Origin of the sequence: Paenibacillus cineris, from assembly GCF_018333335.1 — a bacterium.
Lineage (GTDB): Bacteria > Bacillota > Bacilli > Paenibacillales > Paenibacillaceae > Paenibacillus_AQ > Paenibacillus_AQ favisporus.
In genome coordinates, this window is record NZ_BORU01000001.1 from 838,037 (window position 1) to 861,664 (window position 23,628).

Sequence of the window (23,628 nt, forward strand, 5' to 3'; positions counted from 1 at the left end):
TGTGTTTTTCTGTGCGCTCATTTTGAAGGATGAAGCGTGTACATGGAATATGTCTATTCGCTGAATTTCCGCCGGAGGGCGGAAAGCGGGGGAACCGGTCGTGTCTGCAGCATCCGCTGCGGCCATATGGGGTGAATCTCGAAAGTGATGAGTAGGGCTACTCTTGGGCCCGAATCCGTCAGCTAACCACGCAAGCGTGTTAAGAGAGGCAGCTGTTATTCATGCAGATGGAAAGGCTTATTCGGCCTTGGAGTTGGAAGCATGGAAGAGTGTCCTCTTTCCGGTGCTTCTTTTTTGTTGTTTAAACAAGAAGAAGCATCGATTCCCAAGCGGGCGGCGCCCACGATTTTGCACAAACAGAGAAAACAGGTTATTTGGGAGAGAGGAGAACATGAAGTGCCTCAGATACAAGTAAACGGAACCACGTTATATTATGAAATTCACGGCAGCGGCACGCCCATCGTGTTCATTCACGGGCATTTGTCGTCCCATCATATGTTTGAGCCCCAGGTCGAATATTTCAGCAAGCGGGCGAAGGTAATCGTGCTGGACCTCCGGGGTTACGGCAATTCGGGGAAGCTTGACGTGGAGGTCGGGCACATTATGGAAACCCAATGCAGCGATCTGTGCGAGCTGCTGGATAAGCTGCATATTTCGCAGGCGACGCTTGTCGGCTGTTCCAGCGGAAGCGTGCTCGCCCAGACGTTTGCCGCCCTTCATCCGGACCGGGTCAGCGCCCTGGTACTCGTAGACAGCTACTTCGCGGGATGCTTCGGGAAAAAGAACCATTTGCTGAATATTTGCGAGGCGTGCAGCTGGCTGTCTTATTATTTGCCTGCGGAGTTTTTCCTCCGGTCGCTGCGGGTGACGTATAACCGGTGGAGACCGGTCTACAGCATCCTCCGCAAGGAGCTGTACCACAAGCGGCCGACAGAGTCGATCAAGCAGCGCATGGAGCTGCTGCGTATGGAGATGCCCGCCAATTTGGCGCGGCTGCCGATGCCTGTACTGTGCGTCGCAGGCAGCCAAAGCGAGTGGTTCGTCAAGCAAATGCAGCGGGCGGCCACCCTGTTCAGGCATGTGCAGCTGGCGACGATCGAGGATGCGATGTACCCGACCCATTTGTGCCAGCCCCATGCATTCAACCGCATGCTGTTGAACTTTTTGATGGACCAGCATATTTACCGGACCCGGGAAGCTTATGGAGGATAGAAACCCGCATTCATGGGATTTGCCTCCTGGAAAGAAAGTCGCATCTTGAATCGCACTGTCCCTCACCCAAACGATCTACTCCTATATTAGCTAATCAGTTAACCGCCCGATAAGAAGGCGGTTAACTGAGCTCTAGCGAGTATTCGTTTTTTCAATGAGACTGATTATATTAAAAAGGGAGGGATGAACCGTCCATCAATATCGGTGAACCCGTATTCCTGGGCAAGATCACCAACCTGTAGTACCAGTCCGTTTTTCAGTTTCACCTCATCATCCCCAGCTAGGGCTGACACCGCTCGCCCTACGTAGTACGGCGACTCCGTGTGTTTCAGAGCCTCAACCTCTTTCCAATGAGCTTCATCTGTACCGAAGTTCCTTAATACCAGTTCTGTTCTCATCCAGCCAGGGGAGACCGCTACCACGGTTATTTCAGTGTTTTTGAGATCATGAGCTAATCCGAGCACTGAGCGGTTAATGGTATTCTTGGCGAGGTCGTAATAGAAAGTTCCTAAATACTTATCCTGATCCTGAAATGTGGTATGTACGATCAATCCAGAATCAGCTTCCAGCATAAGCGGGATCGCATAATGGTTTGTCGCTATTTGTGGGCGTACTCCATTCTGAAACATAGCATCCCACATGTTCAGCGGATATTCCCAGAATGGTTTGGATTGTAAATTCACTTCCAAGTCATGCAGTCCCCAGACGTTATTCACTAGGATATGGAGCCGTCCTTGTTCCTGTCGGATTCTCTCGATCAAAGCCTGTGTATCCTCATCACGGGTATGATCGCAACGACATGGGTACGCCTCTCCTCCATGACTTCGAATCTCCTCCACAGTTTCATCGATACTGCCTGGAAAACCGTGTGTAGTCGTCCCTCGTAAACTTCTTCCGGATACATAAACTACTGCTCCGGCTTTCCCAAGCTCAACGGCAATCCCACGTCCTGCTCCCCGGCTTCCTCCGGTTACGAGAGCGATTTTCCCAGCGAGTCTCTTCAAGTCCATCTACTCCTTCGCAGTTATTTATTTCATCATACTATGGTAATACGTCATTAACTGTCGTAGTTTGAGGATGAACGATTGATTTTTGGAATAAATGAAAAGGCAAGCTTGAAAGTTAGATGTATGACACGTCCGGTCTCCTTCTATATCTGAGAGGTAGGATCCATGGATCAGCGCTACTTCAGCATAACTATTCGTGGTATTATTTTGAAAAAAGGGGGTCGGTGAATGCGAAGTGAAGCTATCTTATTGGTCGATGACGAGGAAGGCATACTCGTCATGATCGAAAATCTGCTGCTTAAAGAGGGATATCATCTTATCGTTCGAGCCAAATCCGCCGCCGAAGCGCTTCAGGCCGCGCGGATGAGAACCTTCGATATGATCGTACTTGATGTCATGCTCCCGGACATGGACGGATTCGCATTGTGCATGGAGCTGTGCAAGACCGTTACGACACCTATCCTATTTTTGACTGCCCGCTCCAGCGATCTCGATAAGCTTCAAGGATTATTAATAGGCGGGGATGATTATGTAACCAAGCCTTTCAACCCACTCGAGGTCGTTGCCCGTATCCAGGCTCATTTGAGACGCAGATCCATTTATACATCCGAATCCAAAGTTGCGGAAGAACTCTATCGATTCGATACATTTACCGTGAATCGGACGACTGGACAACTCATCATCAACCAAGCGGAGACGCCTTGTCCCGCCAAGGAATTTGAGCTTCTGCTTTATTTCTGCAAACATCCGAATCAGGTATTTACGGCGCAGCAGTTATATGAGCAAGTATGGGGCACGATGGTACAAGGCGACGAGAAGACGGTCGTCATCCATATCTCCAGGCTGCGGAAAAAGCTGGAGGCCGATCTTGCCCACCCTAGAGTCATCGTGACGCTGAGAGGCATCGGATACAAGTTCGTTCCTCCGGTGAGAGGCTGACGCCATGAAATTTATGCTGCGCATTGCGCTGCAACTGCTTGCGATCTTCATCTTCCTATTGATCTGTATTGAAGCCATTGTTATCGGGGTTGCCTGGCTGATCTGGCCGCAATTGATCAGCAGCGGCAATAGCTCCGGGCATTACGAGATTTTTGTGACCGTCCTCTGCCTCCTGCTGTTCCTGGTTACCTTGCTCCTGATCGGCTGGTACTTAGGAAAACCCCTTTATCACATGGTGGTCTGGATCAGACGCCTGGCCAATGGACGATACGATCCGCCTCCTGCATGGGACAACCTGCGTGCCGGTGAATCGGGGAGGTTAAAATTTCCGTATGCGATCTACAAGGAACTATTCGAGCATTTACGATTGCTAACACGCACACTCCATCTTCAAGACAAGACACTTCGAGAAGTGGAACAAACGAAGCGGGAGTGGATCCAAGGGATCTCTCACGATCTGAAGACGCCCTTAACTTACATAGCCGGATACTCTGCAATGCTGCTTCATCCCGAATATCGTTGGAGCGATACGGAGCAGAAGCAATTCCTATCTGTCATTTCGCAGAAGGCGGCTCATCTGCAGGAACTGGTGCAAGATCTGAATGAAACGGTTCAAGGGGAAATCCCGCTCAAAGCCGAAAAGACGGATATCGTCGAACTAGTGCGAAGAACGGTTGCGGATGTGGGCAGCGCGCCGTGGGCCGCCGAATATTTGTTCTCGATGGATTCCGATCCTGACTGCATACCGGTATTCTGCGACACGAAGCTGGTGACGCGCGCCGTCCGCAATCTGCTCGTCAACGCCGTCGTCCACAACCCGGCTGGCACCCGGATTACGGTTTGGACTTCACTGTATGACGATGGGACGGTGGAAATTCGGATCAAGGACAACGGCGTCGGATTCAACGAGACTCCCACGCATCGGGATGACGCTCTACATGCTTTCGAACCCGCAGGCCTAGGATTGTCTATTGCCAGGAGGTTCATCGAGGGTCATGGCGGCAGCTTGCATGTCCTCAGCAAACCCGGTGAAGGATCATCAATCACGATCAGGCTGCGAGCTGAGGAAAGTTAAGATGAATTTAGGAACCTGTTTACCTCCTGTTTACTTGAGTTGCCTATACTGAACTCAAGATTGAACAGAGGGACGTGATTTCGAATGAATAAGGCTAACTCAACAACTTTAACTTCGGCTGCCCCGGCTCCATCGAAACCTATGGTACGCTGGTGGAGGCGCTGGCCGGAGTGGATCCATTACGCAACGATGGCCTGGATGTTCGTCTACGGCGCGCTTGGACTTTTCTGGGCACTTGGAGGGTCTGGCTTCCCGCTTGGCTTGCTCGGTGATCCTACCGCGGATCATTCTCTATTCCGGCAGGCGGTGTCTGCAACGGGCGGAACACTCATTGCTTGCTTCTCTTTTATTGGCATGACCGCCTTGATCTTCTCTAACAGGCGGGGGGCCGTCCGTGTGATTCGGCTGCTTTATGGTTGGAGTGCCGCCGCTATCCTCTGCTTCGCGATTCCAGATCCGCGGGCACTTATGGGCGTCGCTTACGCCCCAGTATCTTTGATCGCATTTCTATCCGGGCAGTCTTTACACTATCTGGCCTTCTTCACCTGGCCGGTTGTGCACCAATATATCTGCCTCCTGGGCGGTTTGCTGTGGGCAGCATCCACCTTGACCTGGTACCGCCGAATGCACAATGCATGCAGTTACTGCGGACAAAAAGAGGGGCGAACAGATCATCGGATCAGCTCGGCGGCACGTTGGGGAACATGGGCAACTTATGCGGCAATTCTAGCCCCTGCTTATTACGATATGACACGTATAGCCTGGCTGTTGGGGATTCCCTTCGGCATCTCTAGAGAAATGCTACATGACCTTCAAGTCTCGGGCGCAGATTGGGCTGGGGCAGGCCTTGCCCTCGTTTCGATGGGAGGCGCTTATTTAACACATGGGCTGATTAGACCCTGGGGAGAGGTGTTCCCCCGTTGGTTTCCCCTGTGTGGAGGTAGACGCGTCCCGCCATTGCTGGCCGTCGTACCCGCCGGATTCGTCGCAATCCTATTAACCGTAACAGGCATTCAAGTCATTTTCGAGTTTATGTGGAGCGGCGATTTTGAAAATTGGGGAGGGACAACGCCGCTATTGCTCTTGCCTCTGTGGGGGATCGCATTGGGTGCTGCAGCTATTTCCTACTACAAGCGGAGGCAGGGGCACTGCCGCCACTGCTCGGAGGCAGACCATCCCTAAGCAGGGAGTGGTGGAGTTGGCTTTGGCTAATTTGTTATTTGCGGCTATACCGATAAAATACGTTATGGGAATCTGGGCTGCGGTGTGCAGCCTTTTTTAGGTTGGTGAAAGTGCTTGTGCCATTGACAGGCAGGGATATAATGGAGAGATATCATCATGGCATAAGAAGGAGGAAAAGTTGTGGCAACCATCGAAGATTTGATGAAGCTGGACATTCGCATCGGAACGGTGGTCAAGGCGGAGCCTTTTCCGGAGGCGCGCAAGCCGGCGATCAAGCTGAGCATTGATTTCGGGGAGCTTGGAGTCAAGCGTTCCTCGGCCCAGATTACGAGAAGGTATACCCCGGAGCAGCTGGTCGGCCGCCAGGTGGCCGCCGTCGTTAATTTTCCCGTGCGGCGGATTGCCGGATATGAATCGGAAGTGCTCGTTCTCGGCGGAGTTCCGGAAGAGGGCGATGTGGTGCTGCTGGCCCCTGATGTGCCTGTCGGCAACGGCACGCCCATTGCTTGAACATTTTACAAAAAGAAAGGATGGATACCGATGATTCTGCGCCCAACGAAGGAAGACTACAACGAAGGTTTCGCTAAGTATGTCTCTCTCGTACCTGAAGGGAACCTCGAGGAGATTCTGAACGGGTCTCTGAACCGGACGACCGCGTTTTATTCTGCACTGACGGAAGAAAAAGGGAATTACCGCTATGCGCCAGGCAAATGGAGCTTGAAAGAGGTGCTCGGCCATATCACGGATAATGAGCGCATCATGTGCTACAGACTGCTCCGCATCGCGAGGAGGGACGCCACGCCTTTGACCGGCTATGACGAGGAAGTGCTGATGGAAGGCGCAGCCTTCGACCGTTTCTCCATCGCCGAGCTTCTCGAGGATTTTGCCGCCGTTCGCCGCTCCACGCTGACGCTGCTGCGGAGCATTCCGGACGAGGCCTGGACCCGCAGAGGTATCGTGAACGGTTATGAATCCACCGCCGCCGCTTGGGCGTATATTCTGACCGGACATGAAATCCACCATTATAACGTGATCCAGGAAAGATACATATAACTTCCCAAGGGTCAAAATGGGGCCGGTTGCCGGCCATGCTGCGTTGCCTCCAGCTCGCACTATGATTTGAGGCGCTCCTCGGCAAGATGAATAAAAGCCTGCGCAGCATGGCCCAAATATTTATCCGCCCGGTAAATGATGCTCATTTCCCTGTAGGGCGGATCATCATGGATGGGGAGGAACCGCAGCTTCGGATCGCCGATGGCTTCGACGAGCGTAGGCGTCTGAACGGTAACCCCCATGTTTTCCCTGACAAAGCGGAAGAGCGAAGGGTTGGACGTCGTTTCCACGACGATGTCCAGGTTAAACCCGTGCTTCCGGCAGTATTGCTCGACGAGCTCCCTTCCCCAGAATCCCTTGGGATACATAATGATCGGCAGCCCGTTCAGTTCAGTCAGGGAGACCGACTCCCTGCCGGCCAGCTCGTGTTCGGCAGATACCACCACGCCGTACTCCTCCCGGGGCAGGGACCGGACCACCAGCCGGTTGTCGTAAAGCGGCTTGAGCGAGATGCCGATATCGATTTCCGTACTGAGGACGAGGTCCGCCACATCGACGGCCGAGACGATCTTGAGCCGGACGTTCGGATACCGGTTGCGGAAATCGATGAACATCGGGGTCAGGCGGAAATCGAGCTCGGAAGGCAGCACGCCGACGCCGAGCGTACCGCCCTGGTGATGGCGAAGTTCGCCGATCTCCAGCTTGGCGTTTTGCAAATTTTGAAAAATTCCCCTTGCCTGCTTAAGCAGGACCGAGCCCGCATCGGTCACCGCGATCCGTTTGCCGATCCGGTCAAACAGAGGCATACCGACCTCCTCCTCCAATGCCTTAATCTGCAGGCTTAAATTCGGCTGGGAGATGCCGAGCTTATCTGCGGCCCTCGTAAAATGCAGCTCCTCGCAAACGGCCACGAAATACTCCAGTTGTCTCAGTTCCATGTTAATTCCTCCTGTTCATGAACAATAGAACGCGGCACACCGAAGTAGAAATAAATTCTAGAATGTGTGAAAACACGGTTTTATCATTTGTATAACAAATTATTATTATAATTTCAATATAATTGATAAATGATTGCTCTCCCATTAAGATGTGATCAAATCGATCTGAGGGAGAGAGAAATAATGAGAAAACCTTCACTGTTCATGATGGCTGTCGCCTTCATTTTGGCCTCTTTAAATTTGCGGCCCGCGATGAATTCCATCTCGCCCATGCTGCAAGCCATCCAGCGGGATTTGGGCATGAGCTCGTTGTCGGCAAGTCTGCTTACGTCCATTCCGGTGCTGTGCATGGGGATATTTCCAGCCTTTGCGGTCAAACTGGGCCAGCGTGCCGGCCTGGAGCGCGTCATCGGCTGGTCGATTGCGGTCATCGGCGCCGGTACGGTGCTGAGATGGTTCACCGGGTCGTCAGCATACCTGCTGCTAACCACCGTTCTGTCCGGGCTCGGGATCGCTGCGGCAGGTCCGCTGCTGTCCGGGTTCATTAAGCAGCATTTTCCCGCCAAGGTACCCGTCATGATTTCGCTCTATACCGTATCCATGGCGGTCGGAGCCGCGCTCGCATCGGGATTGTCCCTGCCTTTATCGGTCCGGGCCCATTCGTGGCAGGAATCGCTGGCGGTTTGGGCTATCCTGGCTGCCGTCGCCCTGCCGGTATGGTGGTGGTCGGTTCTCCGCCATACCCGTCGGCCTGCCCGTGCGGAGCGCTCGGCAAGGGCGGCCGGACTTCCCTGGAACAGCGCCAAAGCATGGGCTCTCACGCTGTCCTTTGGCCTGCTCGCTGTTCTGTTCTTTTCGGTCACGGCTTGGCTGCCGCCGGTCGTGGAACATATGGGATACGGCAAAGACTATGCGGCGAACATGCTTGTCCTGTTCTCCCTGACACAGATCCCCGTCGGCCTCCTGTTTCCACACTTGCTCCGGCGTCTGCCTTCCCGACGCTTCTGGCTGGCGCTGGGCGCACTGTCGATGGCCGCCGGCTTCCTGATGCTCTGGATGTCCGTGACGCCGTGGCTGGCGGCGATTCTGATCGGCATCGGTCCTGGCGTGCTGTTCCCGGTCAATCTGATGATGCCGATCGAAGCGGTAAGCGATGCTCAGCAGGCGACGGCCTGGTCGGCCATGACCCAATCGGTGGGATACGTAATTGGCGCGATGGGACCGATGCTGCTTGGCGTGATCCACGACGCTGCCGGCAGCTATACGCTGCTCATCCCGGTGCTGCTGGCCGTCACGCTGGCCATGGTGGGGGTTCAGCAGCTGGCCGCGAAGCCCGGAGCGGCGAAGGTGCTAAATAAGCAGCGGGCGAAGGAAAAGGAAACAGCCCTTCCCTTGGCAGAGTAAGGAAAGGGCCGTCGATGACGGAGCATCAGCCTGCCGGCTGGCAGTATAGATCGGGACGGGGGCAGGCTTTAGCAGAGGACTTCGACCGTAAACCCGCCCGGTGCCTCGACGTAGAACGTATACCCGTGCGCATGCTGCGGAGGCTTGACGTCGTATCCGTCCTCCAGCAGCTTTTGGTTGATGCGGTCGACCTGCTCCTCGGTCTGCTGGGGAAAGCCGACGTGGAACGTTTTGGGGTACTGCACCTCACGGCCCTTCATCAGCGTCAGCACAAACCCGTCATCATCGAAGAGCACCGCGAAGTTGTCGCCTCGGGCCGCCCGGCACTCCAGTCCGAAATAAGTTTCCAGAAAGGCCCGTGACGCCGCCACATCGGTCACCGTTAAATTCAAATGGTTGATTTTCATCATTACCGCCGTCCTTTCAAAATGGGATGACTTTCTTTGCTTACCCCCTTATTATATGACCTTTATGCAAGTGATAAGGTTTCGGTATAATAGGGGTTAAAAGAGGTGGGGTTTACGATAAAAACCCGTCACCTGGCAGGAGGCATCGGTATGGAAATTCAGCTTCAGAAGGTGACAAGGGAAAATTGGGAGGAAGCCATTTCCCTCAGGGTTGCGGAGGAACAGGCCGGCTTCACCCCACCGGTTGCTGTATCGCTGGCCAAAGTCTACGTTAAACCCGATGGGGACAATGTCGACTATATCCCTTTCGCCATATACGATGGGCCGCGAATGGTCGGCTTTATCATGCACGCATGTGAAGAGAACACGGCGGATATGTACTGGATTAACGGCTTTTTGATTGATGAGCGCTACCAGGGCCAAGGGTACGGCCGGGCCGCCTTGACGGAGATGATCCGCTGGATCTTAAGCCGGTGGGACCGCTGCCGGGAAATCCGTCTGACCGTTCATGGGAACAATAGAATCGCCAAGCGTCTGTACGAGTCGGCAGGCTTTACGCCAACCGGGGCGGTATACGGTGAAGAAGAGGTATGGAGCCTGCCGGTCGCTAAGGCTGATTCATCAGCCTGAATTTCTCGAGGGATGCAAAGGGAATAAGCTTGTTGGCGCGCAGATCTCTTGCCCCATCCGGCGGTCTGTAATATAATGGGGAAAATTTCGTAATTGATGGAGGTTGGAACGATGATGATGACCGTTTTCTTGACCATTCATTCAGTGAACTAAACTGAATAGCATGCCGGAGGCATGGTATCCAAGCCCGATAGGGGCTGGGTATATTTGATATGCAGCTTCCGGGGATGCAGTGAATGGTCATGAAACGGAATTCCTTAATCACGTTCTTTTGCAGGCAGCCTTAGGGGCAGCCTGTGCCTTTTTGCATAGAAGACGCGAATGGACTTTGGTTCATTCGCGTTTTTTTTGTTTCCGGGGCAGATGTTCGAAACACACTAACCGGCCGCCGGAGCAAAAACCGCGTTCTGCGGGCTTTACCATCAATGACGAGGTGATCGATGTATTATGCCACGCTACTTTTTTACTGTACTGCCTGGGCTGGAAGAAATTCTCGCCGATGAAATGCAAGCTAAAATTTCCGGTGAATGTATCCAGGACAAGACTAGAGGTAAGGTTTATTTTGACTCTGACTCGCCAGTAGAGCATTTTCTGGCGCTGCGGACCGCCGACAATCTGTATCGTTTTATCCACCGGTTCCCGGTGGGTCCTCATAAATTGCATTTGCACGACATTGAACAAGAAATCTCCCGTTTGGATTTATCCATGATCCGCCCGGATTCTTCCGAAAAGATTAGCTTTAAGGTCAATGCCAGTCGAGCGGGAAACCATACCTACAGCAGGTTTGATGCGGCAGAGGCTGCGGAATTGGGAATCATGCGGCGCTATCGGCATTTTAGACAAGATCACAGCGGCGGGCATCAGCTCGAGTTTCGGCTTGATCTGGTTCAGGAAGAGGCTGTCTTTGCCATCAGGATAACGGGATGCGGCGTTCAGGTATAGGGGAAAGACGCGGGAATTTGCGCCGGCCGCCCTGCGGCCGACCGTTGCGCACGCGCTCGTGTGGGTGTCCTGTCCGGAGAGGGACGACATCTTCGTTGACCCCTGCTGCGGATCAGGGACCGTGTTGTCCGAGCGCTGTGCGTATCCTCACGCCGGCATTCACGGCGGAGACCTCTCCGAGGAAGCCGTCACAGCTGCCCGTGCCAACATGGGACACACTTCCGGTGTGCATCTTAAGCTATGGGATGGGCAGCGCCTGCCGCTGGATTCGGGATATGCCGGCAAAGTGGTGACCAATCTTCCTTTTGGAAGGCAAATTTCGTCCATAGCATGCATTCCCGTGTTGTATGAAGGAGTGCTTAGAGAAATGAAGCGGGTGCTGAAATCGGGAGGTCAGATCGTCTGTTTAACCGATGCGGGGGGTCCTCTGCTGGCGGCTGCCGAGAAAGCCCACCTCCGTTTGACCACGGTAGCCGATCTCCGGTTGAAGGGACTGCATCCGTCCATTTATTTGCTGCAAAAAGATTAATCCGGCCCTGTCGCACGGCTGAAACGGACTTCGGGCAATATGGCGGAATGCAGTGTGCCGACAGTGCTTGCCGCATTACACCGGGCGGCTGCGGATCAGCTCGACCAGGTTTGCGGCCGCCGGAGACAGAGGCTCATCCTTGCGGGTGCAGATGGCGATGACGTTCGTCAAACTGACGTCGTCTACATAGACCCGGCACAGCTCTCCCCGCGCCACATATTCGCGTACGACCAGCGAGGAGACAAAGTTGGCGCCATATCCGGCAATGACGGCGGTGATCGCCTCGTGCAGACCGTTAAACTGCAGCGCTACTTTGGGGGCTGGGGCGTTGTAGGTGCGGCATAGCGCGAACAGCCGCTCCCGCGTAGAGCTGCCTTCCTCGCGCATGACAAACGGCTCGCTCATCATTTCGGCAAGCGACAGGTGGCGGTTCGCAAATTTATGATTCGGCGCGACGACGAACCACAGCTCGTCCTGGAACAGCTCCTCGGTCTGAATTGTGTCCGGATATTCTTCCGGCAGCCCGCCATAGATGGCCAGGTCGGCTTCGACGCTCAGCAGCTGCCGGAGCGCCCCGCTGGAGTTGGTCGTGGTGATGCTCATCTCGACCTGCTCATACTGCTGCTTGAACCTTGCCAGCCAGGTCGGGAGGAGAAAGTGCGCAGGCAGGTAGGTCGCCGCCAGGCGGATGTGGCCGGCCGTACCCTGCCCGTAATCCCGCGCCAGCTGCTCGATTTGCTGCTCGACGGCGAACAGCCTCTTGGCGAGCGCAGCTATTTTGTTCCCCGCATCCGTCAGCCGGATGCCCCTTCCTTGCGGTTCAAGCAGGATCAGGGACAGCTCCTTCTCGAATTTCTTGATCTGGGCGGTAATCGCAGGCTGGCTGATCTTCAGCAGCTCGGATGCCCGGGTCACGCTCCCGGTGGAAGCAATCACATGAAATAAGCGCAGGGCGTGCAGGTTCAAGATGTATCAACTCCTCATCCATTCATATCTTTCATGTATGAAAATCGGCTAAAGATATATTATTCATATCATTATAGACGATCTACAATAGAACCAGAAGCGCTTCTATCCTAAAGTTGAAACCAAATGATGAGGAGTGACGGGGAATGAATCCTGTTTGGGAACAAGTAGATGAGTATATTGTCGACCGGCTTTGCCCGAATGACCGGGTGCTGGACGAAGTGATCGTGGCGAACCGGAAGGCGGACCTCCCGGAAATTGATGTAACGGCGAATCAGGGGAAGTTTTTGCAGCTGCTCGTACAAATCAAAGGGGCGAAACGGATCCTGGAAATCGGGACGCTGGGGGCCTACAGCACGATATGGATGGCTAGAGGCTTAAGTGAAGGCGGGCGGATCATCACACTGGAGCTGAGTCCGTATCATGCCGAAGTTGCCAAGAAGAACATCGCCCGGGCGGGGCTGGAACAGACGATCGAAGTACGTACCGGGGACGCGCTTGAACAGCTGGCTCAAATGGAGAAAGAGGGGGTGGAGCCGTTTGACCTCATTTTTATCGATGCGGATAAGCCGAACAATCCGAACTATCTCCGCTGGGCGCTGCATTTTTCCCGGCCGGGAACGGTCATTGTCGGGGACAACGTTATCCGCAACGGAGAAATTGCCGATCGGCACAGCACCGACCCGCGGGTGCAGGGTGTCCGAACGTTCTACGATATGCTCAGCGGGCATCCGAATATTTCGGCCACGGCACTGCAGACGGTGGGGAGCAAGGGGTACGACGGATTTATGATTGGCATCGTGAAATAAGTGTTACTTATTCCATAAAATCGGGTTTTTGTATGGCCCGTGGAAGGAGATTTCGAGCAGCTTGGACGCCATGGTGACGGCGGAATATTTATAGTTGCTGCGAACCCACCAGACGATGCTTTCCAAATAAGCGCCCGTTGTGTAGGCAATGACGAAGGACATCTCCATGCGGAGCCCTTCTTCGGACGTTTGGGATACGCGAATGCCGTCTTCTACGTAATGCCTGATGATGTTTTTGACTTCCTGAATGAATAAGTCGTCCGGTTTATACACGAGCATGACTTCATAGGCAAGCTGGTTCTGAATGATATGCTCAAACAGGGCGACCATGTTTTCCGGAAGGTCCTCGGAACGCAGTTCGTCAATCCTTTTGGGATGGGTAATGGTCAAGGACTGCCTCAAATCGTTTAAAATTGCATTATGCAGGTCGATGCGCAATTCCAGGATATCTTTATACAATTTATAAAACGTAGGCCGCGTTACATGAGCTTCCTGACAGATGCGCTGAATGGTGATGCTCTTTTCGTTTTCCTTCAGCATCAGCGACAAATAAGCCCGTTGTATTTTTTTCATCGAATGCACTTGCCTTGGATCTTTTCTTTCCACCCACATCACACCTATCTTTTGGTAACTCTATACTAGCATAAAAAACGTCATTCGACGTATATTCAAGGCAGCCAGACGTCATCTGCGGATGATCTATCATGCGATAGAAGGATGCCGAATAGCCGAGAAAAAAGGGACTGCCTCAAAGGTTCGAACCATTTGAGAAGCAGTCCCTGTTATTTTGCGATAGAAAAAAATGCTCCCGTTACAGCGCCGTCCAGCCGCCATCAATGACGAGTTCCGCACCCGTCATAAATCTGGACTCGTCACTGGCCAGGAATACGACGCCATAAGCAACGTCTTCCGGCTCGCCCATGTAAGGGAGCTGGGTGTGCGCCTCATAATAAGGCATGGCGGATGCCATCGAAGGAGCGGTCATCGGCGTGACGATGATGCCGGGATGGACGGAGTTGACGCGGATCCGATCCTTGCCGTACTCGACGGCAGCGGATTTGGACAACGCGCGCAGCGCCCCTTTGGCAGCCGTATAAGGGCTTGACCCTGCCATGCCCACAATGCCGCCGATGGATGAAATATTAATAACCGATCCGCCGCCGGCCTTTTTCATTTCAGGTATGCAGTACTTCATGCCAAGCACGCAGCCGTTCAGATTGATGTCCATGACCTTGTTCCACTCGTCCATCTCCATATCGGCCATCGTTTTGGGACTTGCGACGCCCGCATTATTCACCAATACATCCACTTTGCCGTAGAGCTCAACCGTTCTTGCAACGATCGTCTTCCATTCCTCTTCCGAGGTGACGTTCTGCTTCAGCGCCACGGCTTCACCGCCGTTTGCGGTAATTTCAGCAACGATTTCATTGAGCTTCGCCTCGTTTAAGTCGGTTGCGACGACCTTTGCGCCTTCTTTGGCAAACAATTTCGCTTCCGCCGCACCCATTCCGTTTGCTGCCCCGGTGATGATCGCCACTTTGCCTTGTAATCTCATGCCAGATTGCCTCCCCAATATAAAGTGTAAACGAATCCTGCTTCAGCGAATTTCGTTTACATTGTGTAAAATAGTTCATACAATTATTAGCACACTTTCATGACGAATGCAATGGCGCTATATGCGGGCTCATTCCATCGAACTAGGTCCAGAGGGTTGCAGATAGCCTTGATCGGTGAACGGAAAACCGTTCATACGACACAGGGATTTAAGAGATTAGGGGGATACCCACCTGGATGATTTGAACCCATAATTAGAGCAGATTGAAATATTATGGAATTTAATCAGACGAGACGTGAGGGGTGCGCATATGTCCAGGTTTTTACTGCGATTTACAAGCATGATGTTGGTATTGTTGATTGTATTGCCAGGAGGAAAGGCGGAGGTAGTCCGCGCTGAAAGCGACAGTCAGACGCATATGGAATGGTCTCGGGAATACGGCAGCTGGTCCGCCGGTGAAGGCGTTCTTCCCACTTCGGACGGCGGATACCTGGCATTGGGCAGCTATACGGAAGTTGTGCCTGCGGGGGAGTGGGACGATTATGAGCAACAAGCGTATATCATGAAGCTCAGCCCGGAGGGAGAGGTGAAATGGGAGCAAAGGTTGGCCTACGGCGGTTCGAGCACCAATGAAGCGCTGTCCGCGATTGAAACCCGGGACGGCGGGTATCTCGTGTACGGAACATCCACCAATCAGGCCGGTGAGCCGTACAGCCAGATGTACCTGGCCAAACTGGATGCCGACGGCGGTCTGAAGTGGGACCGGACCCAGGATGATCCTTATATTTACAGCACGCCGAAGGCAGCGGTGGAGCTGGAGGATGGAAGCTTCGTTATCGGCGGCAAGGGCATCTCCAAGATGGGATACGAGACCGCTTACGCGCTTAAGGTCGATGGGCAGGGACAGGAGCTGTGGTATAACAAATACCGTTATGCGGAGAGCCAGTATTTTGACGATTTGATTCCAGCGGTCGACGGCGGGCTGATCGCGGTGGGCGCGGTGAATACTCCGGAATATGAGGCAGGGGATCCGGACGCGCTGCTGATCGTCAAATTGAATGCGGATGGGCAGGAGGTCTGGTCTAAGCAGATCAGTGATCCCCACACGGACCGGGGCGCTTTTGCGGTCATCCCCGCGGGTGACGAAGGTTATTTGATCGGCAGCCAGCGGGTGGTAGACCAGCAGCGCATTACGATTCTGACGAAGACGGATCTGAACGGGGAGCCGCAGTGGGAGAAGACGTTCAAGACGGAGGGCTCGGACTATGAGGTGTTTAACAATTTGATTCCGTTGGGCGACGGATACGCCCTGCTGGGGGGCCACTATTCGGGAAGCCCTTCGAACCGGAAAATCCAGTACGATGTGCTGACTGTGGACAGGGACGGTAACCTTCTGAACCGCCATTTGTTCAAGGAGGCGGCTTTATCCCGCTACGGCATCGGTGCCGCCGGTCCGGATGGAGGCGTCATCGTTCCCGGCACGGTACTGCGCGAGGAAACGACAAAGTTCCAGCTCATTAAGGTTGCTCCTTTTCAGGAGCAGGGGCCAGCGGATGACCGCAAGCCGACAAGCATTGCTTTTTCCGGAAAGGAACTGAAGCTGAAAGAAGGGGAAACCGTTCCTTCCGTGCTTGAGGCGGTATACGAGGATGGATCGCACAGCGATCTGTCCACAGCGGCGGTGTACAGCATCGAAGATGCGTCCATTGCCGAGGCGGACCCTTCCGGGCGTGTCATCGGTGTCTCGCGGGGGAAAACCTATCTGCTTGCGGAATTCCAGGGGCTGAGCGCTAGGATCAAGGTCCAGGTGCTGCCTAAGGACAGCGACGAATTCGATAAGGTCAAAGGTCGGCTTCAACTGGATTCGGACGAGTATTCTTTGGCCGCCGGCACGCAGATCGATATCCGTCTGACTGTGCTGGATTACTTGACCGGCAAGGAAACCGACGTAACCAAGCAGGCGAAGTTCCGCAGCGAGAACCCCGATATCGCGGATATCGATGCAGAAGGAAATCTGGTCGGGAAGCGGGCAGGGAGCACGACGATTTATGCTTTTTATAAAGGCAGCCATGTGATGGCAGACGTGCAGGTGATGCGCTCGGCCGGTTCGGAGCGTTAAAGAAAACGCAATTGGCCGGCGTCAGCCGCACCAAAGGGGGAAGCGGGAATTCTCCAATCGCCCCCTCCCATGAATAAACCCTGGAAAGAGGAAAAAGACGGACCAGCTGCAGCTGATCCGTCTTTTTGCGTCCATCGATCCTGATGGTCCTGGATCTTGATGGCTTCCAATACGCCTGTTAAGCGTTATGCGCAAACGCCTCGGCTGCGGTGCACAGATAGTAGGACAGGCCGGTTTGCTGGGACTCCAGCATGTTCCGGTGAAAGTCGTCCTGCAGGAAAAAACGCGCCTGCGCAGCAAATGCGTCCGGTCCGGTGTCATGTCCATGCTTCTTCAAAGCCTCCAGATGCGATGCGATCAGCTGCCGGATCTGACCGTCGTCGTATTTGACGCCATCCTTCAGCGCCTGCGCCATTCCGTTCATAAAGCGCACCGCCTCCGCGGCCTGCTCGTTCATCTCGGCCGGATCCACCCGGTTTTCTTCCAGCATGTCGTATCCGTAATTCTCCTGGATATGGCGGCTTTGCTCCGCCAACGCTTCCTTCCATTCCTCTTCGCTCTGAAATCCTTGGAACATATCTTTCGTATTCATCGCTTTTCCCTCCCGTGTATGTTGAATGGACTCATCCAGCGTATGGACAAGCCGCTCGAGCCGGCTCATCCGGCCTAGGAGAAGTTCCCTTTGACCGGACAAAATCTCGGCTCTGCCCGGCTGATCCTCCAGCAGCTGCTTGATTTGCTCCAGCGGAAAATCGAGCTCCTTATAGAACAAAATGTGCTGCAGACGCTCCAGTTCTTCCATGCCGTATAACCGATATCCCGCCTCGGTAATCTCCCTCGGCATCAGGAGGCCGATCTTGTGGTAGTGATGGAGCGTCTTGATGGTGACATTCGACAGCTCCGATACTTCTTTCACGGTGTACACCTGGTCCTTTCCTCCTTTCGCGGTTAGTGTATAGCCTCCCCTAAGGTCAGAGTCAAGCGGGGAACCTGAAAAAATGTTTCATTGACTCTCCCCTTGGAGGAGGCTGCATCATGGAATCCGAAACGCACATGATGAAATCCAAACCAGGAAGGGAGTCGAAGAATATGTTCGCTTCGTCAAAGCTGTTACATCATCCATGGATTCGCATCGTCCTCATTTCCAATCTGCTGACGCAAACCGGCATTTGGATCCGGAACTTCGCAGTGCTGCTCTATGTGGTGAACAAGACTGGCGGCGACGCCTTCGCCGTCTCTATGATCTCGGTTGCCGAGTACGCTCCGATGCTGGTATTTGCCTTGATCGGAGGCGTGTTCGCCGACCGGTGGCCGCCGCGCAGAACGCTGATCTGGTGCGATGCGCTCGCCGCCGTCTCCATCTGGATCGTCCTCGCGGCCATGAAATCGGGTGCCTGGGAAGCCGTATTCTTCCCTACCTTGATATCCGCCGTGCTGTCCCAATTGTCACAGCCGTCAGGAATGAGACTGTTTCAAGAACGGGCCGCAGCGGACTTGATCCAGCCGGCGATGTCTGTGTTTCAGACGATGTTTGCCGTGTTTATGGTGCTCGGCCCCGTTCTGGGGACATGGGTGTACCAAACCTTCGGCATCGGCGTTTCCATGGGCTTGACCGGGACTGTTTTTCTGCTGTCCGCCGCCGTGCTGGGATGGATTCCAGCCGATTTCAAGGCCGAAGGGGGCGGCCGAAGACAAGGAACCTCGGTATTCCGGGAGATGAGGGACGGCATCCGTTATGTCACTTCGAACCGCGTACTGGGTCGGCTCAGTCTCTGTTTTGCGGCTGTCGGTCTGGGGATCGGCCTCATTTCGCCGCTAAGCGTCTTCATTGTGACCGACAAGCTCGGTCTTCCCGCCGATCACCTGAAATGGCTGTCCATCCCGTATGGCGCCGGGGAGATTGCCGGCGGGATCGCCGCGTTTGCGCTGGCCGGCCGCATGGCTCCCCAGACGCTGCTGATGCTCGGCCTGATCGTCAATGCAGCCGGGATTGCCGTCACCGGATGGTCCGGTATGCTGTGGCTCACGATGCTGGCCCAGTTCGTTATTGCCCTGCTGCAGCCGGCGATATTCATCGGTAACCAAACGCTCGTCATGCAGCATACGGAGCCCGAATACATCGGACGGGTGAGCGGAATCCGCACGCCGCTTATGACGGGAGCCATGCTCTTGATGATGAGCTTGTCCGGCGTGCTCGCCGGCCGCTTACCGCTCGGAATCATCTACAGCTTGGCAGGGTTGTGCCTGCTGATCGGCCTGCTTATCGTGCTCCCACTGTACCGGCAGCGGGAATCCGCTCTCGCAAGCCGGCCCGAGTAACGGATCAAGCCCGGCCGGGCAGGCCGGGCTAATCCGCCTTAGCCGTATCCGGATCCAACCGGCGCAGGATTCGGGTCATCTTCTCAAGGCAGAAGCCGAGATCGCTTCGGTCCTCCTCGCTGAGAAGATCGAGCTGCTGGCTCAGCTCGTGGTGGAAGGATTCCCACCGGCTGCTTACGATCCGTCGGCCTTTCTCGGTCAAGGACAGTCCGATCTGACGCTTATCCTGTGGGTCCGGCTGCTTGGTGAGACACTCCTTCTCTTCAAGCTTGGCGATCAGGGGCGTAAGCTGCTGCTTGGAAATATGCAGATGTTTGGCCAGAAGGCTCATCGAATAACTATCCGGTTGATGATATAAAGCCTCGAGCACGTGGTACTGCAAATGCGTCAGCTCAGGCAACATTTGCCGCGCAGAAGGCATGTCAAAGCCGCGGTGAAGCAGCGGGATCAGCTGAATATAAGCTGCGGCAAGCCTGGAGTTGTCTGAATTCATGGCGTGTTCTCCTTCATCCCTGTCCATTTGACAGGTAGTAAATATTTATTTATATTATTCACGTATTAAAGCAAAATATCAACAGTAATAGTAAATAAATATTAATTAAAAATGAGACAGAGGAGGAACCCTAATGACCCGCAGCATGGCCAATGATCCAATAAATCGCAGGAGCGGCGGTCCTCGCCGGAGGGGAATCAACTATGATGTCGGAACGTACACCCGGGGACCGGATCAGCCCTCCTCGAGAGAACTTTTTGATCCGGAGACCGTCCGGAAGGAAATGGAGATCATCCAGAGCGAACTGCACTGCACCAGTATCCGTATTTCGGGCAGGGATGTGGACAGGCTGGTGGCGGCTTCGGAATGCGCTCTCCATCAGGGGCTCGAGGTGTGGTTTTCCCCGGCTCTGATCGATGAGGAAGAACAAGCGATGCTCGAGTACTACAGGGAATGTGCAATCGCGGCGGAGACGCTGCGGCGAAAAGGAGCGGATGTCGTGTTTGTGGCCGGCTGCGAGCTGAGCCTGTTCATGAAAGGGATATTGGAAGGAGCTGCGTCCTTCGACCGAATCGGGGTGCTGATGAGTCCTTGGCGGCTGCTCAAATACACCATTCGAAAGGGATCTTTTCATAAGCGTCTGAACGCTTTTCTCAGCAAAGCCGTAAACGTGATCCGGGAGCATTTCCACGGGCAAGTCACCTATGCTTCCGGTACGTGGGAAAATGTGAATTGGGATCTCTTTGACATCGTTTCGGCCGATCATTACCGCGATGCGTATAACGATAAGCACTACCGGAAGCAGCTGCGCTCCTATTTCAAGCACGGGAAACCGGTCGTCATCACGGAATTCGGATGCTGCACCTACGAAGGGGCGCAGGACCGGGGAGGTTTTGGCTGGAACGTCGTAGATCATGGACATTCGCCCAAGCGGCTGGGGGAGGCCGTCGTGAGGAACGAACAGGTGCAGGTCCGGTACATGAGGGAGCTTTTCGATATTTTTCAGGAAGAAGGGGTGGATGGAGCCTTTTGGTTTACCTTTGCCATGCCAAGCTATCCGTATGACGAAGAGCCGGCCTTAAATTTGGATACGGCGAGCTACAGTGTCGTGCGCACGTTCAAAGACGGGCGGACAGGGGCGGCCTATCCCGGGATGCCGTGGGATACGAAGGCTTCCTTTGCGGCACTGGGCGAGCTTTATGATCGGCCGTAGAAATCCGGCAAGCGTACCATCCGCTCATTGACACGGGCATGCTGAAGCTATATATTCAGGGCAGCATCCTGCTGGCCAGGCGGGATAATGTCGGTACTTTTTTCTCGAACACGAGGGAGGTGAAGCACTTTGGAAGATCATGCTTTGAAATATGATCCCGAAGAGTCGGGCTCGAAAATTTGCGAGGTTTTGCAAATCCTGAAGACCAAATGGGCGTTCCTCGTTCTGGATGAATTGCTGAAGGGCCCGCAGCGGTTTAATCAGCTCCAGCGCAATGCGTCCGTGATCAAAACCCAGTCGCTGACGGATACGCTCCGGCATCTCGAACGGATGGGACTTGTGAACCGCGAGGTGTTCCCCACGGTCCCGGTGACCGTCGAATATTCGCTGACGGAGAAGGGCGCCGATTTCCAGCTCGCCTTAAAGGAAATGGAGCGATGGGTGGACAAATGGGGCGGGCGGAACCCTGCTTCAGCTGAATAATGGAACATAGCCATAGGTCAAATGTTACTTCAAGGGCTGCAAGGCATGGCTTTCGTCTGAAGGTCGGCCTGGTAAGTCCTTTTTGTTGTGTGCAAAATAGGTTTGACATTGACGTTACGTAAAGGTGTACAGTGAAACCGTCAGGAGGTGATCCCATGGAATACACCGTGCAGAAGCTGGGACGGCTCGCGGGTGTCAGCACCCGGACCCTGAGGTACTATGACGAAATCGGTCTTCTTAAGCCGGCTAGGATCAATTCGTCAGGGTACCGGATTTATGGGGAAGATGAGGTGAACAGGCTGCAGCAAATTTTATTTTTCAGAGAGCTGGACGTAAGCCTGGACCGCATCAAGGAGCTGATGTCCTCACCTTCTTTTAACAGCAGCGAAGCTCTGAAGGAACATCGTGAGAAGCTTCTTGACAAACGCAGGCAGCTGGACCGGCTGATTGCCAACGTGGAACGGACGATCCAGTATCAGGAAGGGAGAATGAACATGACGGATCAGCAGAAATTTGAAGGCTTCAAACAACAGCTCATTGACGATAACGAACAGAAGTACGGCAAGGAAATCCGTGAGAAGTACGGGGATGCGGCCATCGAGCGTTCCAACGCCAAGGTGAAAAACATGACCAAGGAGCAGTACGAAGAGGTGTCGCGCCTGGCCGATGAGGTGCTGTCCACGCTTGGGCAGGCTTATCAAACCGGGGATCCTGCCGGTGAGCTCGCCCAGAAGACGGCTGACCTCCACAAGCAGTGGCTGACGTACTACTGGAGCGATTACAGCAAAGAGGCGCATGCCGGGCTGGCCCAGATGTATGTGGACGACGAGCGCTTCAAGGCTTACTATGATGCGAAGCAGCCGGGAGCGGCGGAGTTTCTGCGGGACGCAATTCTGGTCTACACAGGGATGGCGAAGTCCTGAACCGGGACTGCGAAGTTCGTGGTTTCGTCCATGTAGCAATTTTATAAATCCGTACCGGAGCCCAGACGGGACCAATGTACAGCTGACCTTCCCGAAAGAAACCGCGAACGTTTGGCGCATTACCTAAAAGCCCTGATGGGGCTTTTTTTGCTGGGAGAACGAAGAACCTTTCCCTATGCAGCTATAGGCACCTTAAATGAGTAAAAACGTTTCGGCATAAAAAGGTAATTGTAAGCGCTTAAAAAAGTTGTTGCCAACTCGAAATACCCTTGCTATAATCGCCTTGAAAAGGTTTTCTTAAAAAGGAAGTTGCCTACATGAAACCAACAATCAGAGATGTTGCCAAGATGGCCGGTGTCTCCATCAGTACGGTCTCGCGGGTCATGAACTCGCCCGAATCGGTGGTGGAGGCCAAGCGCTCACGCGTACTCGAAGCGATCGAGAAGCTCCAGTATCAGCCGAACGCCTTTGCCAGGGGACTGATTTACAGAAAGTCCTTTACCCTCGGGCTCCTTATCCCGGATATCGAGAACATGTACTTTGCCGGGATCATCCGGGGGATGCAGGACGCCTGCGTCAAGCTCGGATACAGCTTGATGATCTGCAACACCGACCGCGACAAGGACCGTCTGCTGTCGTACATCGACGCCTTCCGCGAGAAGCAGGTGGACGGCATCGTCTTCGCCAGCGATATCCTGTATCCGGAGTACTATGAGAAGCTCACCGCATGCCGCATCCCGTTCGTGCTGCTGTCCTCGCATTCGGACGAATTCGAGGTTCCGAGCGTCGAGGTCGACGACGAGGAGGCCGCCTATGAGGCCGTGAAGTTCCTCATTGAGCTGGGCCACCGGGAGATCGGTATGATCGGCTTCAACCATGTGAACTCGGTATCGGGGCCGCCGCGTTACGAAGGCTTCGTCCGGGCCATGAAGGAAGGCGGGCTCACTCATAACATCGAAAGGGTGGCGTACGCGGAACACCGGTTCGAGCAGGCTTATCATGCGTCGCACGAGCTTTTTTCCGCCCATCCGGACATTACGGCCGTCTTCTGCGTGGCGGACGAATTCGCCATGGGGACGATCTCGTATCTGAAGGACCGGAATATTCTCGTGCCGGGTCAGGTGTCGGTCGTCGGGTTCGACAATCTGCGGATGGCGAATATGTTCATTCCGAAGCTGACGACGGTGGCCCAGCCGATTTACGAGCTCGGATACCGCGCGGCGGAGAAGCTTCATGAACTGCTTACGACAGGCAGTGTGAAGGTCCCAAAGGAGATGATGAAGCATAAGCTGATCGTAAGGGAGTCATCCCGCCAGAGATAAGCAGATCTTTTTTTAGAGATCAGAAAGTAAAAGCTTCGGAGATTCCGCTTCCAAATCTCGCGATAAACTTCTGCTAAATGCGGTCTGTCTGCTGTGAAGATACGTCGA

The 23,628-nt window shown here is 54.1% G+C and carries 24 protein-coding genes, 1 pseudogene and 1 riboswitch; of the genes and pseudogenes, 17 read left to right on the plus strand and 8 right to left on the minus strand.

The features are described from left to right. Positions 1-48 precede the first annotated feature (48 nt). Positions 49-213: riboswitch (cyclic di-AMP (ydaO/yuaA leader) on the plus strand. A gap of 183 nt (positions 214-396) precedes the next feature. Next, the gene (locus tag KI379_RS04285; protein WP_212982875.1) at positions 397-1,212 is read left to right on the plus strand and encodes an alpha/beta fold hydrolase; all 816 of its coding nucleotides are present in this window, start codon (positions 397-399) and stop codon (positions 1,210-1,212) included. A 164-nt stretch (positions 1,213-1,376) separates the two neighbouring features. On the opposite strand, the gene KI379_RS04290 is transcribed toward KI379_RS04285, so the two are convergent. Then, positions 1,377-2,216 (minus strand): SDR family NAD(P)-dependent oxidoreductase, encoded by an 840-nt coding sequence (locus tag KI379_RS04290; RefSeq protein WP_212982876.1) that lies wholly within the window; start codon positions 2,214-2,216, stop codon positions 1,377-1,379. A gap of 231 nt (positions 2,217-2,447) precedes the next feature. On the opposite strand from KI379_RS04290, the gene KI379_RS04295 reads away from it, so the two are divergent. The 5 genes from KI379_RS04295 (at position 2,448) to KI379_RS04315 (ending at position 6,468) form a co-directional block, all read left to right on the plus strand. Further along, a complete protein-coding gene (locus KI379_RS04295) occupies positions 2,448-3,158 on the plus strand; it encodes a response regulator transcription factor (RefSeq protein ID WP_212982877.1) in 711 nt (236 codons plus the stop codon). 4 nt (positions 3,159-3,162) lie between these two features. Continuing rightward, entirely contained in the window at positions 3,163-4,233 is a 1,071-nt protein-coding gene (locus tag KI379_RS04300; RefSeq protein ID WP_212982878.1) for a sensor histidine kinase, read from the plus strand. An 84-nt stretch (positions 4,234-4,317) separates the two neighbouring features. Then, the gene (locus KI379_RS04305; protein ID WP_212982879.1) at positions 4,318-5,415 is read left to right on the plus strand and encodes a hypothetical protein; all 1,098 of its coding nucleotides are present in this window, start codon (positions 4,318-4,320) and stop codon (positions 5,413-5,415) included. A gap of 180 nt (positions 5,416-5,595) precedes the next feature. Next, the gene (csaA, locus tag KI379_RS04310; protein WP_076170310.1) at positions 5,596-5,925 is read left to right on the plus strand and encodes a chaperone CsaA; all 330 of its coding nucleotides are present in this window, start codon (positions 5,596-5,598) and stop codon (positions 5,923-5,925) included. A gap of 30 nt (positions 5,926-5,955) precedes the next feature. Next, positions 5,956-6,468 (plus strand): DinB family protein, encoded by a 513-nt coding sequence (locus KI379_RS04315; protein WP_212982880.1) that lies wholly within the window; start codon positions 5,956-5,958, stop codon positions 6,466-6,468. A gap of 59 nt (positions 6,469-6,527) precedes the next feature. Here KI379_RS04315 and KI379_RS04320 read toward each other — a convergent pair whose 3' ends face one another. Next, entirely contained in the window at positions 6,528-7,406 is an 879-nt protein-coding gene (locus tag KI379_RS04320) for a LysR family transcriptional regulator (protein WP_116232414.1), read from the minus strand. Positions 7,407-7,589: 183 nt separating this feature from the next. Here KI379_RS04320 and KI379_RS04325 point away from each other — a divergent pair, with 183 nt between their 5' ends. Further along, the gene (locus KI379_RS04325) at positions 7,590-8,810 is read left to right on the plus strand and encodes an MFS transporter (protein ID WP_212982881.1); all 1,221 of its coding nucleotides are present in this window, start codon (positions 7,590-7,592) and stop codon (positions 8,808-8,810) included. A gap of 68 nt (positions 8,811-8,878) precedes the next feature. On the opposite strand, the gene KI379_RS04330 is transcribed toward KI379_RS04325, so the two are convergent. Further along, a complete protein-coding gene (locus tag KI379_RS04330; RefSeq protein WP_089550074.1) occupies positions 8,879-9,217 on the minus strand; it encodes a VOC family protein in 339 nt (112 codons plus the stop codon). 150 nt (positions 9,218-9,367) lie between these two features. On the opposite strand from KI379_RS04330, the gene KI379_RS04335 reads away from it, so the two are divergent. The 3 genes and pseudogenes from KI379_RS04335 to KI379_RS04345 form a co-directional block, all read left to right on the plus strand. Beyond that, positions 9,368-9,847: a GNAT family N-acetyltransferase gene (locus KI379_RS04335; RefSeq protein ID WP_076170306.1), complete on the plus strand. Its 480-nt coding sequence runs from the start codon at positions 9,368-9,370 to the stop codon at positions 9,845-9,847. 447 nt (positions 9,848-10,294) lie between these two features. Continuing rightward, entirely contained in the window at positions 10,295-10,789 is a 495-nt protein-coding gene (locus tag KI379_RS04340) for a THUMP domain-containing protein (protein WP_212982882.1), read from the plus strand. Between the two features lie 10 nt (positions 10,790-10,799). After that, positions 10,800-11,318: pseudogene (locus tag KI379_RS04345) on the plus strand (TRM11 family SAM-dependent methyltransferase); the annotation flags it as partial. A gap of 75 nt (positions 11,319-11,393) precedes the next feature. On the opposite strand, the gene KI379_RS04350 reads toward KI379_RS04345, so the two are convergent. Next, positions 11,394-12,284, minus strand: a complete 891-nt coding sequence (locus tag KI379_RS04350; RefSeq protein ID WP_212982883.1) for a LysR family transcriptional regulator — start codon at positions 12,282-12,284, stop codon at positions 11,394-11,396. A 146-nt stretch (positions 12,285-12,430) separates the two neighbouring features. Between KI379_RS04350 and KI379_RS04355 the strand changes: the two genes are divergently transcribed. After that, a complete protein-coding gene (locus tag KI379_RS04355) occupies positions 12,431-13,093 on the plus strand; it encodes an O-methyltransferase (protein ID WP_212982884.1) in 663 nt (220 codons plus the stop codon). Between the two features lie 3 nt (positions 13,094-13,096). On the opposite strand, the gene KI379_RS04360 is transcribed toward KI379_RS04355, so the two are convergent. Continuing rightward, positions 13,097-13,666 carry a TetR/AcrR family transcriptional regulator gene (locus KI379_RS04360; protein ID WP_167372871.1) on the minus strand — a complete coding sequence of 190 codons (570 nt, stop codon included), beginning with the start codon at positions 13,664-13,666 and terminating at the stop codon, positions 13,097-13,099. Between the two features lie 238 nt (positions 13,667-13,904). Further along, on the minus strand, positions 13,905-14,648 hold the full coding sequence (locus tag KI379_RS04365; protein WP_212982885.1) for an SDR family NAD(P)-dependent oxidoreductase: 744 nt from the start codon (positions 14,646-14,648) through the stop codon (positions 13,905-13,907). A 310-nt stretch (positions 14,649-14,958) separates the two neighbouring features. On the opposite strand from KI379_RS04365, the gene KI379_RS04370 reads away from it, so the two are divergent. Beyond that, on the plus strand, positions 14,959-16,767 hold the full coding sequence (locus KI379_RS04370; RefSeq protein ID WP_212982886.1) for an Ig-like domain-containing protein: 1,809 nt from the start codon (positions 14,959-14,961) through the stop codon (positions 16,765-16,767). Between the two features lie 178 nt (positions 16,768-16,945). Here KI379_RS04370 and KI379_RS04375 read toward each other — a convergent pair whose 3' ends face one another. Beyond that, positions 16,946-17,692 carry a MerR family transcriptional regulator gene (locus KI379_RS04375; protein ID WP_244879189.1) on the minus strand — a complete coding sequence of 249 codons (747 nt, stop codon included), beginning with the start codon at positions 17,690-17,692 and terminating at the stop codon, positions 16,946-16,948. A gap of 110 nt (positions 17,693-17,802) precedes the next feature. Here KI379_RS04375 and KI379_RS04380 point away from each other — a divergent pair, with 110 nt between their 5' ends. Beyond that, a complete protein-coding gene (locus KI379_RS04380; RefSeq protein WP_306433637.1) occupies positions 17,803-19,086 on the plus strand; it encodes an MFS transporter in 1,284 nt (427 codons plus the stop codon). 28 nt (positions 19,087-19,114) lie between these two features. On the opposite strand, the gene KI379_RS04385 is transcribed toward KI379_RS04380, so the two are convergent. Then, positions 19,115-19,579 carry a MarR family winged helix-turn-helix transcriptional regulator gene (locus tag KI379_RS04385; protein WP_212982887.1) on the minus strand — a complete coding sequence of 155 codons (465 nt, stop codon included), beginning with the start codon at positions 19,577-19,579 and terminating at the stop codon, positions 19,115-19,117. A gap of 133 nt (positions 19,580-19,712) precedes the next feature. Between KI379_RS04385 and KI379_RS04390 the strand changes: the two genes are divergently transcribed. The 4 genes from KI379_RS04390 (at position 19,713) to KI379_RS04405 (ending at position 23,520) form a co-directional block, all read left to right on the plus strand. After that, positions 19,713-20,792, plus strand: a complete 1,080-nt coding sequence (locus KI379_RS04390; RefSeq protein ID WP_212982888.1) for a hypothetical protein — start codon at positions 19,713-19,715, stop codon at positions 20,790-20,792. A gap of 129 nt (positions 20,793-20,921) precedes the next feature. After that, the gene (locus KI379_RS04395) at positions 20,922-21,275 is read left to right on the plus strand and encodes a winged helix-turn-helix transcriptional regulator (protein ID WP_234489423.1); all 354 of its coding nucleotides are present in this window, start codon (positions 20,922-20,924) and stop codon (positions 21,273-21,275) included. Between the two features lie 155 nt (positions 21,276-21,430). Next, positions 21,431-22,198, plus strand: coding sequence for a MerR family transcriptional regulator (locus tag KI379_RS04400; RefSeq protein WP_076170297.1), 768 nt, complete (start codon positions 21,431-21,433; stop codon positions 22,196-22,198). Between the two features lie 317 nt (positions 22,199-22,515). After that, a complete protein-coding gene (locus tag KI379_RS04405) occupies positions 22,516-23,520 on the plus strand; it encodes a LacI family DNA-binding transcriptional regulator (protein WP_089546000.1) in 1,005 nt (334 codons plus the stop codon). Positions 23,521-23,628: the final 108 nt, after the last annotated feature.

What these genes read in the sequence shown, in the direction of transcription:
- KI379_RS04295 (WP_212982877.1), top strand. Translation starts at nt 2,448, where the DNA reads ATGCGAAGTGAAGCTATCTTATTGGTCGATGACGAGGAAGGCATACTC.
- KI379_RS04300 (WP_212982878.1), top strand. Translation starts at nt 3,163, where the DNA reads ATGAAATTTATGCTGCGCATTGCGCTGCAACTGCTTGCGATCTTCATC.
- KI379_RS04305 (WP_212982879.1), top strand. Translation starts at nt 4,318, where the DNA reads ATGAATAAGGCTAACTCAACAACTTTAACTTCGGCTGCCCCGGCTCCA.
- KI379_RS04315 (WP_212982880.1), top strand. Translation starts at nt 5,956, where the DNA reads ATGATTCTGCGCCCAACGAAGGAAGACTACAACGAAGGTTTCGCTAAG.
- KI379_RS04320 (WP_116232414.1), bottom strand. Translation starts at nt 7,406, where the DNA reads ATGGAACTGAGACAACTGGAGTATTTCGTGGCCGTTTGCGAGGAGCTG.
- KI379_RS04325 (WP_212982881.1), top strand. Translation starts at nt 7,590, where the DNA reads ATGAGAAAACCTTCACTGTTCATGATGGCTGTCGCCTTCATTTTGGCC.
- KI379_RS04330 (WP_089550074.1), bottom strand. Translation starts at nt 9,217, where the DNA reads ATGAAAATCAACCATTTGAATTTAACGGTGACCGATGTGGCGGCGTCA.
- KI379_RS04335 (WP_076170306.1), top strand. Translation starts at nt 9,368, where the DNA reads ATGGAAATTCAGCTTCAGAAGGTGACAAGGGAAAATTGGGAGGAAGCC.
- KI379_RS04340 (WP_212982882.1), top strand. Translation starts at nt 10,295, where the DNA reads ATGCCACGCTACTTTTTTACTGTACTGCCTGGGCTGGAAGAAATTCTC.
- KI379_RS04355 (WP_212982884.1), top strand. Translation starts at nt 12,431, where the DNA reads ATGAATCCTGTTTGGGAACAAGTAGATGAGTATATTGTCGACCGGCTT.
- KI379_RS04360 (WP_167372871.1), bottom strand. Translation starts at nt 13,666, where the DNA reads ATGAAAAAAATACAACGGGCTTATTTGTCGCTGATGCTGAAGGAAAAC.
- KI379_RS04365 (WP_212982885.1), bottom strand. Translation starts at nt 14,648, where the DNA reads ATGAGATTACAAGGCAAAGTGGCGATCATCACCGGGGCAGCAAACGGA.
- KI379_RS04370 (WP_212982886.1), top strand. Translation starts at nt 14,959, where the DNA reads ATGTCCAGGTTTTTACTGCGATTTACAAGCATGATGTTGGTATTGTTG.
- KI379_RS04380 (WP_306433637.1), top strand. Translation starts at nt 17,803, where the DNA reads ATGGAATCCGAAACGCACATGATGAAATCCAAACCAGGAAGGGAGTCG.
- KI379_RS04385 (WP_212982887.1), bottom strand. Translation starts at nt 19,579, where the DNA reads ATGAATTCAGACAACTCCAGGCTTGCCGCAGCTTATATTCAGCTGATC.
- KI379_RS04390 (WP_212982888.1), top strand. Translation starts at nt 19,713, where the DNA reads ATGACCCGCAGCATGGCCAATGATCCAATAAATCGCAGGAGCGGCGGT.
- KI379_RS04400 (WP_076170297.1), top strand. Translation starts at nt 21,431, where the DNA reads ATGGAATACACCGTGCAGAAGCTGGGACGGCTCGCGGGTGTCAGCACC.
- KI379_RS04405 (WP_089546000.1), top strand. Translation starts at nt 22,516, where the DNA reads ATGAAACCAACAATCAGAGATGTTGCCAAGATGGCCGGTGTCTCCATC.